Source organism: Raoultibacter timonensis (assembly GCF_900240215.1).
Classification (GTDB): Bacteria; Actinomycetota; Coriobacteriia; order Coriobacteriales; family Eggerthellaceae; genus Raoultibacter; species Raoultibacter timonensis.
This window is the reverse complement of the sequence record NZ_LT964681.1, coordinates 718,848-733,760: the sequence shown is the minus strand read 5'-3', so window position 1 is coordinate 733,760 and position 14,913 is coordinate 718,848. Positions and strand designations below refer to the sequence as shown.

9 protein-coding genes are annotated in these 14,913 nt (G+C 57.7%); 8 read left to right on the top strand and 1 reads right to left on the bottom strand.

Annotated features, from left to right (window positions below):
- The first annotated feature begins 224 nt into the window (after positions 1 to 224).
- The 8 genes from C1722_RS15165 to C1722_RS15125 all read left to right on the top strand — a co-directional run bounded on the left by C1722_RS15165 (position 225) and on the right by C1722_RS15125 (position 13,396).
- Entirely contained in the window at positions 225 to 1,550 is a 1,326-nt protein-coding gene (locus tag C1722_RS15165; protein WP_180995298.1) for an MFS transporter, read from the top strand.
- A gap of 104 nt (positions 1,551 to 1,654) precedes the next feature.
- A complete protein-coding gene (locus C1722_RS15160) occupies positions 1,655 to 3,871 on the top strand; it encodes a molybdopterin-containing oxidoreductase family protein (protein WP_102380176.1) in 2,217 nt (738 codons plus the stop codon).
- Positions 3,871 to 4,206 carry a 4Fe-4S dicluster domain-containing protein gene (locus tag C1722_RS15155; protein WP_102380175.1) on the top strand — a complete coding sequence of 112 codons (336 nt, stop codon included), beginning with the start codon at positions 3,871 to 3,873 and terminating at the stop codon, positions 4,204 to 4,206. The genes C1722_RS15160 and C1722_RS15155 overlap by 1 nt, the downstream gene beginning before the upstream one ends.
- Before the next feature lie 148 nt (positions 4,207 to 4,354).
- The gene (locus tag C1722_RS15150) at positions 4,355 to 5,662 is read left to right on the top strand and encodes an MFS transporter (RefSeq protein WP_102380174.1); all 1,308 of its coding nucleotides are present in this window, start codon (positions 4,355 to 4,357) and stop codon (positions 5,660 to 5,662) included.
- A gap of 969 nt (positions 5,663 to 6,631) precedes the next feature.
- On the top strand, positions 6,632 to 7,189 hold the full coding sequence (locus C1722_RS15140; protein WP_102380172.1) for a heavy metal-binding domain-containing protein: 558 nt from the start codon (positions 6,632 to 6,634) through the stop codon (positions 7,187 to 7,189).
- Positions 7,190 to 7,201: 12 nt separating this feature from the next.
- Positions 7,202 to 8,398 carry an SHOCT domain-containing protein gene (locus tag C1722_RS15135; RefSeq protein WP_102380171.1) on the top strand — a complete coding sequence of 399 codons (1,197 nt, stop codon included), beginning with the start codon at positions 7,202 to 7,204 and terminating at the stop codon, positions 8,396 to 8,398.
- Between the two features lie 439 nt (positions 8,399 to 8,837).
- On the top strand, positions 8,838 to 12,527 hold the full coding sequence (locus C1722_RS15130; protein ID WP_102380170.1) for a hypothetical protein: 3,690 nt from the start codon (positions 8,838 to 8,840) through the stop codon (positions 12,525 to 12,527).
- 149 nt (positions 12,528 to 12,676) lie between these two features.
- A complete protein-coding gene (locus tag C1722_RS15125) occupies positions 12,677 to 13,396 on the top strand; it encodes a signal peptidase II (protein ID WP_180995297.1) in 720 nt (239 codons plus the stop codon).
- A gap of 35 nt (positions 13,397 to 13,431) precedes the next feature.
- Here the strand turns inward: C1722_RS15125 and C1722_RS15120 are convergent, their stop codons facing one another.
- On the bottom strand, positions 13,432 to 14,898 hold the full coding sequence (locus C1722_RS15120) for an MATE family efflux transporter (protein WP_102380168.1): 1,467 nt from the start codon (positions 14,896 to 14,898) through the stop codon (positions 13,432 to 13,434).
- Positions 14,899 to 14,913: the final 15 nt, after the last annotated feature.

Here is a 14,913-nt window from a genome sequence, read left to right as displayed (position 1 = left end):
TGATCGAGCTAATAATTCATGCAGCTTGCATGAGGCGCTTTCGGGCTGTTTCGCAGCGCCGAGCCGATGCATTTCCCCCTAAAACACGTATCTTCGGGCCTATGGCGCATGAGACGCGCAGATGCCCGGAAGCGAAGCTCCATCCTAGCACCAAAGCCTTCCTGGCTCTGCCGTACATGAAGCCGAATGTCTGGTTTCGAACGACAGAAAAGAAGGAGGAAGCTATGGATGAGCATGAGGGCAAGTCGGGCACAGCTCAGTCTGCGCCGAAGAAGGGGAAGGGGGGATTCTTCTATGGCTGGGTGATCACAGCAGCTTGCGGATTGGTGTATCTGCTTCTCGGATCGGTATCGCTCAACGCTGGCCAGATTGCCATACCTGTTATGGTGACGCAGCCCGACATCATGATGGATCGTACGCTGGTAGGCCTCGGCTTTACTGTATTCATCTTGTTCCAGGGCCTGCTGGCACCCATCATCGGAAGCTTGGTATCGAAAAAGGGCGCTCGCCTGACGATGATCCTGTCGGCTATCCTGATCATCATCGGCAGCATCGTTTTCGCTCAGTTCGGTGGCTCGAGCACAATCGCCTACTTCCTGATCTTCGGTGTGTGGCTGAGCTTCAGCAGCGCCATGGGATCTCAGGTGCCGTGCCAGACCACCATCAGCATGTGGTTTGTCAAGAAGCGCGGCATGGCCATGGCCATCATGATGGCGGTAATGGGCGCTGTAGCGTTTCTCGTGCCGCCCGCAATTAACGCCATCATCCAGTCGACCGGCTCGTGGAGATCCGCGTTCTATGCGGTCGCTGCGGCTGCTGTTGTCGGCCTTGTGATCGTGGTGCTGTTCATTCGAAACAAGCCAGAGGATAAGGGGCTTGTTCCCGACGGTTCTGTTGACGAGGGGCCTGAAGAGGCCGTCGAGAGCAAAGTCGATTCGTCGAAGGTGTATAAGACGAAAGAGAGCAAGACGCTCGCTCAGGCTCTGAAAACACCCGCGTTCTGGCTTTTCGTATGCGCAGCCCTTCCGCTGTACTTCGGCTTCAACATCAACGTATCTGCCGGCGTGCTGCACTTCTCGGGCATGGGCTTCGATCCCGGTATCGTTGCGCTCGGCTTGTCCATCCAGGGCATCGTCGCCTTGATCGTCCGTTTCCTGATCGCACCCCTTATCGACCGTATCGAGCCGGTGCGCGTGCTTGCATTCGGCGGGATTGCCATGGCCCTCGCCATGTTCATTGCGAGCTTCAGCAGCGCAAACGACAGTGTGCTCATGTTCGTGTACTTCATCTGCATCGGTGCTGGTTGGGGCATCAATCTTGTGTGCGGCCCCACCTGTTTTGCAAACTATTTCGGCAATGGGAACTTCTCGAAGATCATCGGCGTCGCGCTTCCCATCTTCAGCATCGTCGCCGGCATGATCCCGGTCATTTCCGGCGCTGTATTCAGCTCTGCAGGCAGCTACAACCCCGCGTACATCGGAATCGGCGTGTGCTGCGTGATCGGCGTGGTGTGCTCTCTTCTGGTGCGCTTTCCCAAAAAGGCCGAATAGTCATTTCGAAGAGGGATTGAACGTGATGCGTTTGAAAAGAGGTGAGGCAACGTAGGCGGAACTCGAACGGAACTGCGAAAACCAGTAAGAGCGAAGGAGAAGAAATGGCACTGAAAAAGACCAGAACGCAATGCACAACCTGCCATGCGCGCTGTGGCGTCATCGTCTACTCAGATGAGAACAACCAGATCGTTAAAATCGAGGGCAACCCCGACAACGTGAAGTCTCATGGCGTGATCTGCGGATCGGGAATGTCGGAGCGTGAGATTCACAACAACCTCGAAGGTCGTCTGCTCTATCCCATGAAGCGCGTGGACTGGGATCCCCAAGGGGAGCGACATCCCGAGAACCGCGGCAAAAGCGAGTTCGAGCGCATTTCCTGGGACGAGGCACTCGATATCATCGCAGCCGAGTGCATGCGCATCAAAGACCAATACGGGCCCGAGGCCATCATTACCGGTCAGGGGACGGGGCGTGTCGCAAACCATTGGCATTGCCGCTTGAATTCGTCGCTTGGACTGGAGGGCTGGAGCCTTGTGCCTACGCATGTATGCCTCATGCCCCACATCCTTCCGAACGCATTTACGCTCGGCATCTTCAGCTCCGGAAAGGGCGATTCACGCCATGCTGGCTGCGTGGTTGCGTGGGGCGAGAATCCTGCAATGCAGACAACCTGGGCCAAGGAGGTTTACGCGAATCAGCGTGCAGGCAAGACGAAACTCGTGGTGATCGACACCCGCTTCCAGGATATGTCCAAGCATGCTGATGTTGCCATCCAGCCTCGCCCCGGCACCGATGCGGCGCTGGCGCTTGCCCTCATTCACGAAGTCATCGAGAACGGATGGTACGATGTCGAGTTCGTGGACAAGTGGACCTATGGTTTCGATGAGCTCGCCGAGCGGGTGAAGGATTGGACTCCCGAGCGCGCTGCTGAAGTCTGCTGGATCACTCCCGAGGAAATCCGCGAGGCCGCTCGCATCATGGGTACGTGCGGCCCGGTTGCCATGAACATCGGCCTAGGGCCAGGGTGCATGCATACCAACGCCATCCAGAACGGCCGCGCGCTCGCCTGTCTCCATGGATTACTCGGGCACATCGACGTTGTGGGCGGCACTCCGGTGAGCCTCTCGTTCTCAGTCATGCTCGACGACAAGATCACGCTGTGGGACGGAACGAAGGATCCGGGCCGCTCTGACCTGTTCACGTTCGGCGGCGAGGAGCATCCGCTGTACAAGTCATTCGGCCGCTCGAACGATCCGCACGCCGTGTTCGAGGCCATGATCACCGGCGAGCCCCGGCCTGTGAAGGCGTTCATCGCCATCGCGAACGACCCGCTGCTGTGCTACGAGAACACGAATCTCACGTACAAGGCCATGACATCTCCGAACCTCGATTTCGTCGCCGTCAAGGACTTCTATATGTCGCCGACGGCGAAGCTCGCCGACCTGCTGCTTCCTTCGGCGGACTGGGCCGAGCGGTGCTCCTACGACGAGGAGATCGACGGCAACCTGCTGCTCACGTTCGATCAAGCGGTCGAGGCCCCGGGCGAGTGCTGGGATGACTGGGAGTTCTTCTTGCACTGGGGCAAGCGCATCGATCCGGAGCATTGGCCCTGGAACAACACCAAGGAAATGGTGCTCTGGCGTTTGAAGGAGTTCTACGATCTCGATCTTACCTGGGATGAATTCCAATCGAAGGACTGGCGCTCAACCGAGCCCGGCGGTGAAAAGGGCGACTATATCGAGAAGAAGTACGAGAAGGGCATCATGCGGCCCGATGGGCAGCCGGGCTTCGCAACGCCTACGGGGCGCATCGAGTTCTGGTGCCAGGCCTTGGCGGACTTCGGGTATGATCCGCTGCCCGATTACGTTGAGCCGATGGAGAGCCCCATCTCCCAGCCTGAGCTCGCCGAAGAATATCCGCTCATCGCCGTCACCGGCCATCGCGTCTACTCGTTCTTCCATTCTGCGTGGACGAACATTCCGGCACAGCGAAAGCTCTATCCCGATCCGTTCGCGCTCGTGCATCCTGACGACGCGCGCGCCTACGGTATCACGGACGGCGAATGGATCACCATCACCTCGCCTCGTGGCCACATCATCTCGAAGGCTGCGGTGACGCGCGAGATCAAGAAGGGGGTTGTGGCGGTGCCTCGCCCGGGCTGGCGTGATGAATGTCCCGAACTGGGATTGCCCGGCTACGGTTGGGACAAATGCAACGGCAACATCCTCGTGCCCTCTACACCTGCAGAGCCCGGCTATGGCGCCACCGCCATGCGCTCATCACTGTGCAAGATCGAAGCTGGAAGGGGTGATCTGTAATGAGCAGAGTCGACGGAAAAGGTATTGCGCTTTTGCTTGACCTGGATGACTGCAACGGCTGCTTCAGCTGCGAGGCTGCCTGCCGCGAGACTCACCGCTATCCCTACGATGAGGATTGGATGCGCTGCGAGCGGCGCGAGCCGTTTTTGGTCGACGGCGTATTGCGCCAGTACCATCTTGTGGCACCGGTTCTCGACAAATGCGCGGCATGCTACGCGGACAATCCGAACCCCCTTTGCGTGAGCGGTTGTCCGACACGCGCGCTGAAGATCGGTTCGCTTGCCGACATGGTGAAGGAAGCGGAAGGGCGTCACTGCTCCATCTTCACGGCGTAGCCATATGACTTGAGGTTGCTGCCCGCTGCATTGACGGCGGGCAGCAACGGGGCAGGAATCTGCCTTGGGAATGCCGGTCTCGCCGCTATCAAAATGAACACGTTTTATCTCGGCGAAACCTGCATACGAGCAAGCAAGGAGGTTTAGCATGGATGAGGTAAAGAAAAGCAGTCCGTTTTTTGCAAAAGGGTGGTTTATGGTGCTCATCGCCTTTATCGTGGGCGTTGTCACGCAGGGATTCGGACTCTATTCTTTCAGTATGTTCAAAGTGCCCATGACTGAGATGCTCGGCGCCGATCCGACGCAGGTAGCGCTTGGCTTCTCGATATTTGCCCTGGTTGTCGGCTTTTTCAGCCTCATCGTGGGCGATATCGTTGAAAAGATAAAGGTCCGTGGTGCTTTGATTCTCTCGGCCTTTCTCTTTTCGGGGGGATTCTTCATTCTCGGGTTCATGACCGAGCTGTGGATGGTGTATGCGGCCTATGTTGTCATGGGACTTGGCAGCGCGCTTGGCGGCATGATCATTCTTTCGGGTATTCCGTCGAACTGGTTTGTCAAACGCCGCGGCATCGCTATCGGCATCACGTGGTGCGCGACGTTGCCGGGCTCCTACATCACCACGAGCATCATCTCTTCCGCGACCGCGGGTGGCGATTGGCAGCAGGCGGCAATCACGTTGGGAATAATCGCGTTCGTCGTTCTGTTCCTCGCCGCATTCATCCTGCGGTGGAGGCCACAGGATATCGGGCTTCTTCCCGACGGAGTGACCGAAGCAGAAGCGGCGCAGGAAGCGGTGCAGGCCGGTGCTGCCAAACTCGTCGGCCTTGATCGCAAGTCGGCTTTGAAAACCGCAACGTTCTGGCTGATAGCGCTGTCCTTTGCCCTTATCGGCATCGGCGAGCAGGGTCCGTTGCAGAACTTCCCGACGTTTCTCGTCGGAAACGGCGTCGATCTCGGCACCGCCGGCATGTTCATGACGTTCCTCGCGTTTGCCGGCTGCTGCGGAAAGATCGCCGCAGGCCTCATTGTGGATAAGGTCGGGCCGCGCTGGGCGTACTCCTCGATCAACTATGCTGCGGCGGTAGCGCTTATCGTGATCATGCTGTGGGGCACCAACCTGGTCGTACTCTTCGTTGCCGGATTCTTCTTCGGCGCGGCTTTGAGCTCTTCTGCCGTATGCTTCTCTTCGGCGACCACCATGTACCTTGGACCGAAGAACTTCGCGCAGATCTATGGCCTCGTGTTTCTCGGCAAACCCATCTTCGATGCCATCGGCGTTCCTCTGCTGGCGGCTATTTCGGGCAGCGCTCTTGGATGGAACGGCGCGTTTATCATCGCTGCGATATTCGTAGTCGCCTCTGCAACCTGCATGCTGTTTGCCAAGAAGAACAAGCAGCTGACGGCTATGGAAGAAGAGGCAGCCAAAGAGCTTGCTGCGAAGAGCGAAGCGGAGTAGGAAATGAGGGACGTGCATTGCGCGCCGTGGGTGGTTGAGCGGGCACATGCTGAGACTTGATGGCTGGGGCTTGGGGCATTCGCGTCTGAATACCCCAAGCTCTCATTTTGGTCTCTCTTGCCAAGGTGCAAACCATAACAATGCGCTGATCTGAAATTACGAGCCACGGCCAGCGATCTGTGTAGCTATTGAGAATGCGAGTGCGTGGTTCCCAAGGTATCGATTCAAATCTACTTCTTTCAGCCAAGTTGTTGCGGATTGGAGGACGGGTCCTCGATCCCTTTCGCGCATTAAAGTAGCCTCCTTATTTCGGTATACCCCTTAACTCTCTCTTAGGTGGAGCGATGCTGCTGCGGGTTAATTTTGCTCAGTCCAGCGATGAACTTTCTTGGCGATTTAATTCCTCTGCGAACAGAGGCTGTTATGGCTGGGGCAAACTGGACCCATAATGAGATGAAGACTGCCTTGCCGATGGCTACGCCTCCCATCCTCGCTTTATCGAATACCCCAACGACATTGTTTTTAGAAGTGCTCGAGGGCGTATGACGACCGCTCAAGATGCGGTATGCGCAGCAGCGCTATCGCCCATCGAAGCGATCAACCTTCAGCCGCTGGTGTGCTAAAGTGTCTTCATTCGAAATCATCGGTCGGCCGCGCATGATGCCGGTTCGTGGTAGTCAAAGGGACAACGCGCATGAAAATGGTGGTATGCGAGAATTGCGGTAGTACCGAAATCGTCGACATGGGCGGTTTCAGGATGTGCAGCTATTGCCGAACGAGGTACCTGCTTCAGCAATCGGATGCGGTGCCGCGCGCTTCGCATATGGCGCTGAACGACGATATCGCGCGTTTGCTTCAAAAGTGCAGGGAGAATCCGAGGGAAGCAAGCCGCTACGCCAACCTCATACTCGATATCGATCCAAACAATGCAGAGGCACGTAGGTACTTGTAAGCAAAGGACGGGCAGCCATGTATACCGATGATCTTGCGAAAATGTACGGGTTCGACAAAGAGCAGGTCGAGACGTTTATCAGCAATGCTGGCTTTGAGATCAAATCGAGCTTTACCAAAAAGGTAGTCCAGGACTCCGACGTGGGGCCGATCGTGAACGGTTTTCACCGGTATCTCGAAGAAGAGGCTAAAAAACAGAAGGTCATGTCGTCGATAATGATCACGTCCGGCTTCGGTTTCGAGGGCTATAGGATTAAGAAGTACTCGGGTTACATCTCGGGTGACGATGCCGTGCAGGTTGATCGTGGGAAGAGCGGACTGTTCAGCCAGACTACGAACGTGGGCCAGGCGTTGATGAAATCGATCGTGGAAATTCGCCGAAACGCCCTCATGGAACTCAAGGTGGCGGCTTACGATTTAGGGTGCAACGCGGTAATCGGAGTCGATTTCGACTACATCACGCTCGATCCGGAAACGGCGAACGCAAACGGCGGCACGTTGTACCTTCCCTATGTGTTCGGCGTTACCGCCAACGGGAATGCCGTGGTCATTGAAAAAGACTCACCGGGCAACTAGGCAGGGGGCATCATGGGCTTCTTCAAAGCATTCAGCGGAGCGCTTGGCGGGGCGATGGCGGATCAATGGCGGGACTTCTATACGGTTCCTTCGGGGCTGTCGGGAACCGTCGGCGTTTGCTCGGCCGTTCGGAGCGGCGCCAACGCTCAGCGATCCTCGAACGACAGCGGAAGCGATTTCATCATCACCAACGGATCGCTCATCCTCGTGCCCGAGGGGTTCGCCCTCATCACGATGGAGAACGGTGCAGTGACGGGATTCGTGTCCGATCCTGGAGGCTATCAGTGGACCTCCGACAACATCAACGCCCGCTCGTTTTTCGCCGATTCGGGTTTCGTTGATGCGGTGGTAAAGCAGTCGTGGGACCGTTTCAAGTACGGTGGGCCACCGGCGGCTGCGCAGGTCGCTCTTTTCGTAAACCTAAAGGAGATCCCCAACAACAAATTCGGCACGCAAAGCGAAATCTATTGGGACGATGCGTTCCTCAATACGCAGGTTGGCGCAAGGGCCCATGGAACGTATACGCTGAAAATCGTTGACCCGATCTTGTTTTTGAAGAGCTTTGTGCCGGTTCAGTACTATGCGCCCGGCGGGTTCCCCTTTTATTTCTCCGATCTCAACAACGCTGCAGCAAATCAGCTGTTTTCCGAGGTGGTCGGATCGCTCGCAAGCGCCTTCAGCGTCTATGCGAATGCGGGCGATAAACAAAACAGGATCACCAACATTCAAGGCGACGCCGTGGGGTTCGCCCAATCGTTGTCCCAGGCTGTTGAGCAGTCCTACCACTGGAGATACGATAGGGGATTGCAGATCGTCAAAGCGGCGATCATGGCCATCGACTACGACGAGACCACCAAAGCGCTGCTTGCGAAGGTTCAGCAGGCCGATGCGCTCATGGGTGCGCGGGGGAATGCGAACCTGCAGGCTTCGTTCGCCGATGGCTTGCGTGCTGCCGGAGAGAACCCCGATGGCGGTGCTTTGGGCATGGGCTTTATGGGCATGGGTATGCAGGGTGCCGCAGGAGCCGTCGGTGCGATGCAGCAACCGAACCAAGCACCAGGGTATTCGGTGTCGCAACCACAGCAAGCGGATGCGGCAGCTGCAGAAGACCCATACGAGCGTCTCGCCAAGCTGAAGAACCTCTTCGACCAAGGGGTGATATCGCAAGAGGAGTTCGAAGCTGCGAAAGCGAAGGTACTCGGTATTTAATCGCTCTGTGAAGTGAAATAGCTTTTTCGGGGTATTTGGCCTCGCGGGTAAACGTCCTTGCAACCCAGTGGTTTCAAGGACGTTTCTGTATTCGGGCAAGGGTGCTTCCTTGCTTTGCCGAACGTTTTAGAACGGCCGCTATGCGAGTCGGCGTTCATGGCAAAGTACGTTTTCGATGCGAGCAGGATTTCGATTGGTCGATGTGGATGACGGCAGAGCTTTCGCTGGCCGGCGGTTGTCCGCTGCCAAGAATTCTTTAAAGAAACCCAAGTAAATCGGTTTTATCCCATTTATGGATATTTCGCAAAAATACGACGGTAGAGCAGGGGAGATATGTTGACATCCATCAAACGCCGTACTAAAAGTTGAGTTAAATACTGAGTTAAATCTCATATTTCAAACTGATTTAGTTATAATTTATGGAAAAGGAGGAGAGCACATGGCGCGCAGCAGCAAGCTGAACCGCACACTGTCGATTGCGCTCTCGCTTGTTCTGGCAACGACTTTCGGTTTGCCGGTAGCGGCGTGGGCGTCGGGGGGGGGCGAAGATTCCTCTGCGGGTCTTGCCTTATCTCAGGTTGCCGATGGCGAGGGCGTGGATTCGCCCTCGGTTGACGACGAAAGCGATTCTTCAGGCGGTGCGCTTCGCGAATCGGAAGGTCAAGGCGCGAAAGGAGCTGCCGAGAGCGAAGGCGACAGCAGTGCTGCCATTGCTCCACTGTCAACGGGCGTTGCCGAGGTGAATGGCCAAGAGTATTCATCGCTCAAAGAGGCGTTCGCCGCTGTGCCCGCTGACGGTACCGAGACGACCGTCACCATGCTCGATAATGCCGAGCTTACATCTGAGGGCATTGTAACGGTGGAGGACGGCCAGAACGTCATTCTCGATATGGCCGGGAACAACATCACCGCTGCAGCGAGCGGCTTCAAGGGTCGTCCGATCGTCAATCGTGGAACGCTGACCGTGAAGGGCAACGGAACGATCGACGTCGGTGGAGCTGGAGCGAATGGCTGGGGCGCTATCGAAAACTACGGAACGCTGACGGTGGTGGACGGAACGTTTCGCGGGACGCTCGAGAGCAATTCGGTAAACATTTGGAACCGCGCTGGCGGTCAGGCGATCTTCAAAGGTGGAACCTACGACACGAACGGAACCGCCTTGCGTACCGCCGAAGGCTCGACGACGGTGATCGAGGGCGGCTATTGGGAGAGTCCGTGGTATCCTTCCGTGGAGAACGGCGGAACGATGACCATTTCGGGCGGCGAGTTCAAGAACACGTCGTGCAGCGCATGCGATAACGCTCACTATGGATATACGGTTCGAAGCGGTCTTGACGCCGATGGGGCGTATCTTGCGTTCGAAAACGGTACCGTTACCGGTGTGCAGGGAGGTCTTGCGATCGTCGGAGGCTCAGCCGACGTCTACGACGGCACGTTCTCGACAGGTAACTGCGTGAAGAACCCCTCGCATACGGCCACGTTCTACGCGCTCTACGTTGCGGGCGAGTCGTATAAGACTTCCGCGACGGTGCACGGCGGAGAGTTCTCTTCCTCGCAGCGCGAAGCGGTCCACGTTGGAAACAACAATGCTGGGGGCGACGGAGGCAACCGGCAGGAGGCTACGGTCGTCATCAAAGGCGGCACCTTCGCGGGCGGCGGTGGATCCAAGACCGCTATTGTTGCGGATAACGCGCTTGGAGCTGCGGCTATTTCCGGCGGCTCGTTCTCGTCGAAGCCCGCTGACGATATGTTTGCGGAGGGCTACGAGCCTGTTTCGGACGGTGAGGGCAATTGGGTCGTCGATGTGCCCAATCCCGTAGCATCGATCGACGGAACGAAGTATCCTTCGGTGCAAGCCGCGATTGACGATGCGGCCGAAGGGCAGACCGTTGCCCTTCTTTCCCCTGCTGCCGAAAACATCGCGGTGCCTGCCGACAAAAACATCGTACTCGATCTTTCGGGGCACACGCTGTCGGTCGATGAGCCGGTGAAGGTTACGGGAAACCTTACCGTTGAGGACAGCAGCGTTTCCGGCAAGCCGATCGTGAGCGACGATTATGAAACCGTAACGTACGCATCGGGAAAGATCGTCAATACGCTCGGTTCGAGGGACGCCAACGCCGTCACCGTTATGGTAACGGATGGCGGGGTATTCACCTTGAAAAGCGGCACGATCGAGTCGATCAAGAACTATACCGTTGGAGTATATGGATCGACGACCCCCGGCGCGGATCCGATCGAGTCGAAAGTGTTCATAGAAGGTGGCTACCAAATTGGCCCCGAGGGGGGTCCTGGCGTTTTCGGTAACGGCGCCTACCTCAAGGTGTCGGACGGTGTGATTGTCGGCACCGACAACGCTGCCGTTGCCGGCAACGGCACCAACGATGCTTCGACGACGTACGGCGGAACTGCGATCGATATCGCAGGCGGCACGATCATCGGCCATATCGTGTCGAGTGGGTACATCGCGTGCGGCATCTACCATCCCCAAGCCGGCGCGCTCAACATCTCGGGCGGTACGATCTACGCCGATGGGGGAGTCGGTGTCCTGATGCGCGGCGGTACGCTCGACATGACGGGCGGCACGGTGATCGCTTCGGGCAGCTCCCAGGGCAAGGTCGGCGACAGCACGGTTATCCAGGACTGCTATGGCATACAGATAGACGGAAGCAGCAAGTATTACGACAGCCCGAATAGCGTTGCCGTTATTCAGGGAGGATCCGTGAGCGCGTCCGAGGGAGTTCCTGCGCTCAATGTGACTGCCGAAAGCGGCGGCTCAACCGAAAACAAGATGATGGTATCGGGCGGCGAGTTCAGCTCCGAGGTTCCAGACGAGTACTGTGCGGAGGGATTCAGCCCCACTCGGAATCCCGACGGCAGCTACGGCGTTGTTGAAACCGAGACGGTTGCCGTCTCTGCGTACTCCCTCATCGCCTACGAGGGTGGTCTTGGCGAAAACGCGCTTCCTAATCCGAAGTGGGCGTTCGACATTGCGGATATCACGGTTGACGATCAGCCCCTTACCGATGCGGATCCCCTGCCCCTTGAATGGGAATGGGTTGATGAGGCCGGCAATCCCGTTGACGATGTGGCAGGTGAGGGCGTCTACGAATTGAAGGCGTGGAAAAGCGCGGATGCGGCCGATGCGACCGTGAAGGTCGGCGACGCCGTACTCGAATTCGCCGATGATGGTACGGTTGCTGCAGTTGGATCCGCCGGATCTGTTGCAACCGTCGAGGTGCGTGCGGTGGCGAACGCAGATGCTGCTGTCGCACTCGACCCTTCGGTGCTGCGCCCGGTCTACAACTCGGAGAGCCCTTTGGTTGGCTTGAAAGACGCGGGAGCGGCTGCTCGCGTGCTGGACGCAAGCGAAGGCGCCTCCGACGATGGGTTCTGCGATCTCGGTACGGTCGAGGGAGGCTGCGACGACTCCGTCGACCCCCATGCCCATGTGGCGAAAGGAACGCGCTTCCTCACGAACGGGAATCCCGATTTGCCTGTGGGCGAGGGCTCGAAAATCGGTCTTCTGTGGGACGATCTTCTTCCCGAGGTCCTTGGAAGCGAGAACCGCGTCGCCGTGCTCAACGAAAAGGGCGTTGCCGCTGCGAAAAGCACGATCGATCCGTCTCGGACGATCGGCTCCGAATTCAAGTACATCGATCTTGTCGATATGGCAAACGGCAACGCATGGGTGAGTACCGATGGCGAAAACGTGACCGTGTTCTGGCCGTATCCCGAAGGAGTAACCAAGGACGATGCGGTTGCCGTAGCGTATTTCGAAGGCCTTACGCGTGACTACACGCTCGATATGGCATCCGCCGATCTCGATGCGGAGATAGCCAAATCGCAGGCTCATGCGCTTGGCGTAACGAAAACCGATTCGGGGGTTCTGTTCTCCGTTCCCGCACAGCAGTTCGGGCCTTTCGAGCTCATCTGGCAGGCTGCGGGTAGCGGCAACGGCTCGACGGTAACCGATCCGTCCGGTGGGCAGGATGATGCGAACAAGGTCTTCCCGCTCGCCCAAACGGGAGATGCGGTGCCGCCCTTCCAGGCAGTGGGCCTCGTTGCCGTTGCTGCGGGAGCAGTTGCCTGCGGGGCGGCTGTGCGCAAGCGGAGCCATCAGCAGTAAGCGAGATTCTGTTTGGGAAAAGGTTTTAGCGAACCGAAACCGGAAAGACGGAGTGCAGCGAACGGTTCGCTGCACTCCGTTTCATATCGGGCGAACCCGTATGGTACACTTCTGGGCTTAATCGAAGTCAGCCGACGACGGGTGCGAAGTTGGGTTCAAGACGTCAAGACATAGGATACTCGCTCGTGTTCGCTGCGGCTTGGGCGGCCTATTGCCTCGCGGCGATACTACCCGACGAGTCGCTGTGCACGCCGCGCTCTTTTCTGGGGCTTGCCGTGGGTGCGGTGTTCTTATGGGCGACGGGTTTTCTCGTTCTCGTTTTCGCCCGGAGGCGAGCTGCATCCACCCGAACGCTCGTTATCGTTGCCGCCGCGCTTGTCGCGTCCGACGTAATCGCGAAAATCCTCGTGTCAGTTTTTGTCTTCGGGGGATCGGGCATCCAGCTTGTGGGGGATTTTCTCAGCATCAGGTTCGTTCCCAACCATAGCAACAACGTGCTGCTGTCGCTTCTCGATATCACGATTGATTCGCGGGCCTTTCACGCTCTCTCCAAAGTGCTTCTGTGCGGTGCGGCCGCTGCATTGGGAGTAAGGTATCTGAAAAGGGAAGGCTTCGACTTCTCGAACAACGGGTTCAGGTGGGCGGTTGCGCTCATTGCGGCGGGTGCCGTCTCGTCGGTTCTCGATAGCGTCTTTCGCGGCTATGTTCTCGACTTCATCTCGTTTGCAGGTATCGTCTCGTTCGACATCAAAGATCTCTGCATCACTTACGGGGTGGGATTACTGCTCGTCATTCTCCTTCAATGGACCAAAGGAAGCAGGCGCAGCGAAGGGCAAGCATCCCAAACAAGCGATGATGCTCTGGCTTAGTCCTTCGCCTTCGCCCTTGCCCTCGTGCTCGCGCGCTACGCCTCGCTTTCGGCAATCTTTCCTCGTATCACGAAACGCTCGTGGAAGAGAAAGGCTGCGGTGATCGCCACCGCGGCAAGGCCGCCGCCGATCGAACCGAGAAACAGCGATTGCAGATGGTCGAATTGGGTGAATACCGGCAACAGGAACGGGAATACGAAGAGCTTCACGAGAATGTAGGACCCTTGCTGTAGCACGATGAGCGCGTTTGCTATCCCCGCTTGCCCCGAAGCTTGAAAATAGCTCGTTCCCACGATGCGCACCATCGATATAGGAACGGTAAGCGCCGAGGTTCGAAGAACCCAGCAGGCAAACGGGACGTCTGCTGCATCGATCCCGAACATGCCGACGAAGAGTTCCGGTGCAAGTTCAACCGCGGCCCAGAGGGGGAGAAGCGCTGCGAATCCGCATATGAACGTCCACCGTGCAAATTGATACGTGCGCCGCGGAAGGCCGGCTCCGCTGCAGTACCCGATGAACGGTCGCGCTGCGGTGGCGATTCCGATGCCGGGTACGAGAAGAAAGGCGGTTACGGCGTTTTCGATGCCCGATGCGGCAAGCGCTCCCCCGGTTGTCGTGCCGTGCGGAAGGGCTGAAATCGCGAAGGCTGTCACGAGGAAGTTCGTCGCGAAAATGCAGAACGCATCGGTTATCCTCAGCGCGCTCGAAGGGAAGCCGAGCGCCGCCGTTTTGAAGAGCATGCGAAAATCGGGGACCAGATCGCGCGCGCGAAGCTTGAAGGGCATATCCCGCTTCAGGAGAAACGCTATGGTCGCGATCATGGCGGCTGCTTGGCCTATGGCGGTAGCGCATGCGGCGCCGGCAGTCCCTGTGTCCATGACGATAACGAGCAGATAGCCGAGCGCTATGTTGCACAGGATGCTGATGGTCTGGATGGCGAACACGCGATTCGGATACCCGGCGGTTCTCACGAAAGATGAGATGCCTGAGCTGAACGCGGTGAACAGGCTGCTCCAAGCTATGATCTGAAGAAACGGTCGCGCGTGGGGAAGCAGCGTTTCGCTCGCGCCCGCGAAGCGTAGAAGGGGGTCGGCAAACAAGGTTGCCGTCAGCGCGAAGGCAAGCGAGAGGACAGCTGCTGCGGCGATTCCCGTACCGGCTGCCCGAGCGGCTTTGCGGGTGTCGTGGGCGCCCATGCTCAAGGCTATGACGAACGATCCGCCATCCCCAACCAGAACCGCCAAAGCGGTGATGAGCAAAACAAACGGATCGCAGATGGTGATGGCGGCGACGCCGACGGTGCTGATTGCCTGTCCGACCAAAACGTGATCCACGGCGGTGTTTATGCGCATGAGAAGCAGCCCTGCAATGACGGGCAGGGCGAATCTGACCAAAGTGTGCGGGACGCTTCGACCGAGTGCTAAGCTTTCGAGCTTGTTCAAGGAAAACCTCTCAGTGCGGCATAGACGTTTCGTTTGGACCGTTCGGCCCGAACGGTCCATTAAGCCGTTCAACGC

What these genes read in the sequence shown, in the direction of transcription:
- C1722_RS15160 (WP_102380176.1), top strand. Translation starts at nt 1,655, where the DNA reads ATGGCACTGAAAAAGACCAGAACGCAATGCACAACCTGCCATGCGCGC.
- C1722_RS15140 (WP_102380172.1), top strand. Translation starts at nt 6,632, where the DNA reads ATGTATACCGATGATCTTGCGAAAATGTACGGGTTCGACAAAGAGCAG.
- C1722_RS15130 (WP_102380170.1), top strand. Translation starts at nt 8,838, where the DNA reads ATGGCGCGCAGCAGCAAGCTGAACCGCACACTGTCGATTGCGCTCTCG.
- C1722_RS15155 (WP_102380175.1), top strand. Translation starts at nt 3,871, where the DNA reads ATGAGCAGAGTCGACGGAAAAGGTATTGCGCTTTTGCTTGACCTGGAT.
- C1722_RS15120 (WP_102380168.1), bottom strand. Translation starts at nt 14,898, where the DNA reads ATGGACCGTTCGGGCCGAACGGTCCAAACGAAACGTCTATGCCGCACT.
- C1722_RS15135 (WP_102380171.1), top strand. Translation starts at nt 7,202, where the DNA reads ATGGGCTTCTTCAAAGCATTCAGCGGAGCGCTTGGCGGGGCGATGGCG.
- C1722_RS15150 (WP_102380174.1), top strand. Translation starts at nt 4,355, where the DNA reads ATGGATGAGGTAAAGAAAAGCAGTCCGTTTTTTGCAAAAGGGTGGTTT.
- C1722_RS15165 (WP_180995298.1), top strand. Translation starts at nt 225, where the DNA reads ATGGATGAGCATGAGGGCAAGTCGGGCACAGCTCAGTCTGCGCCGAAG.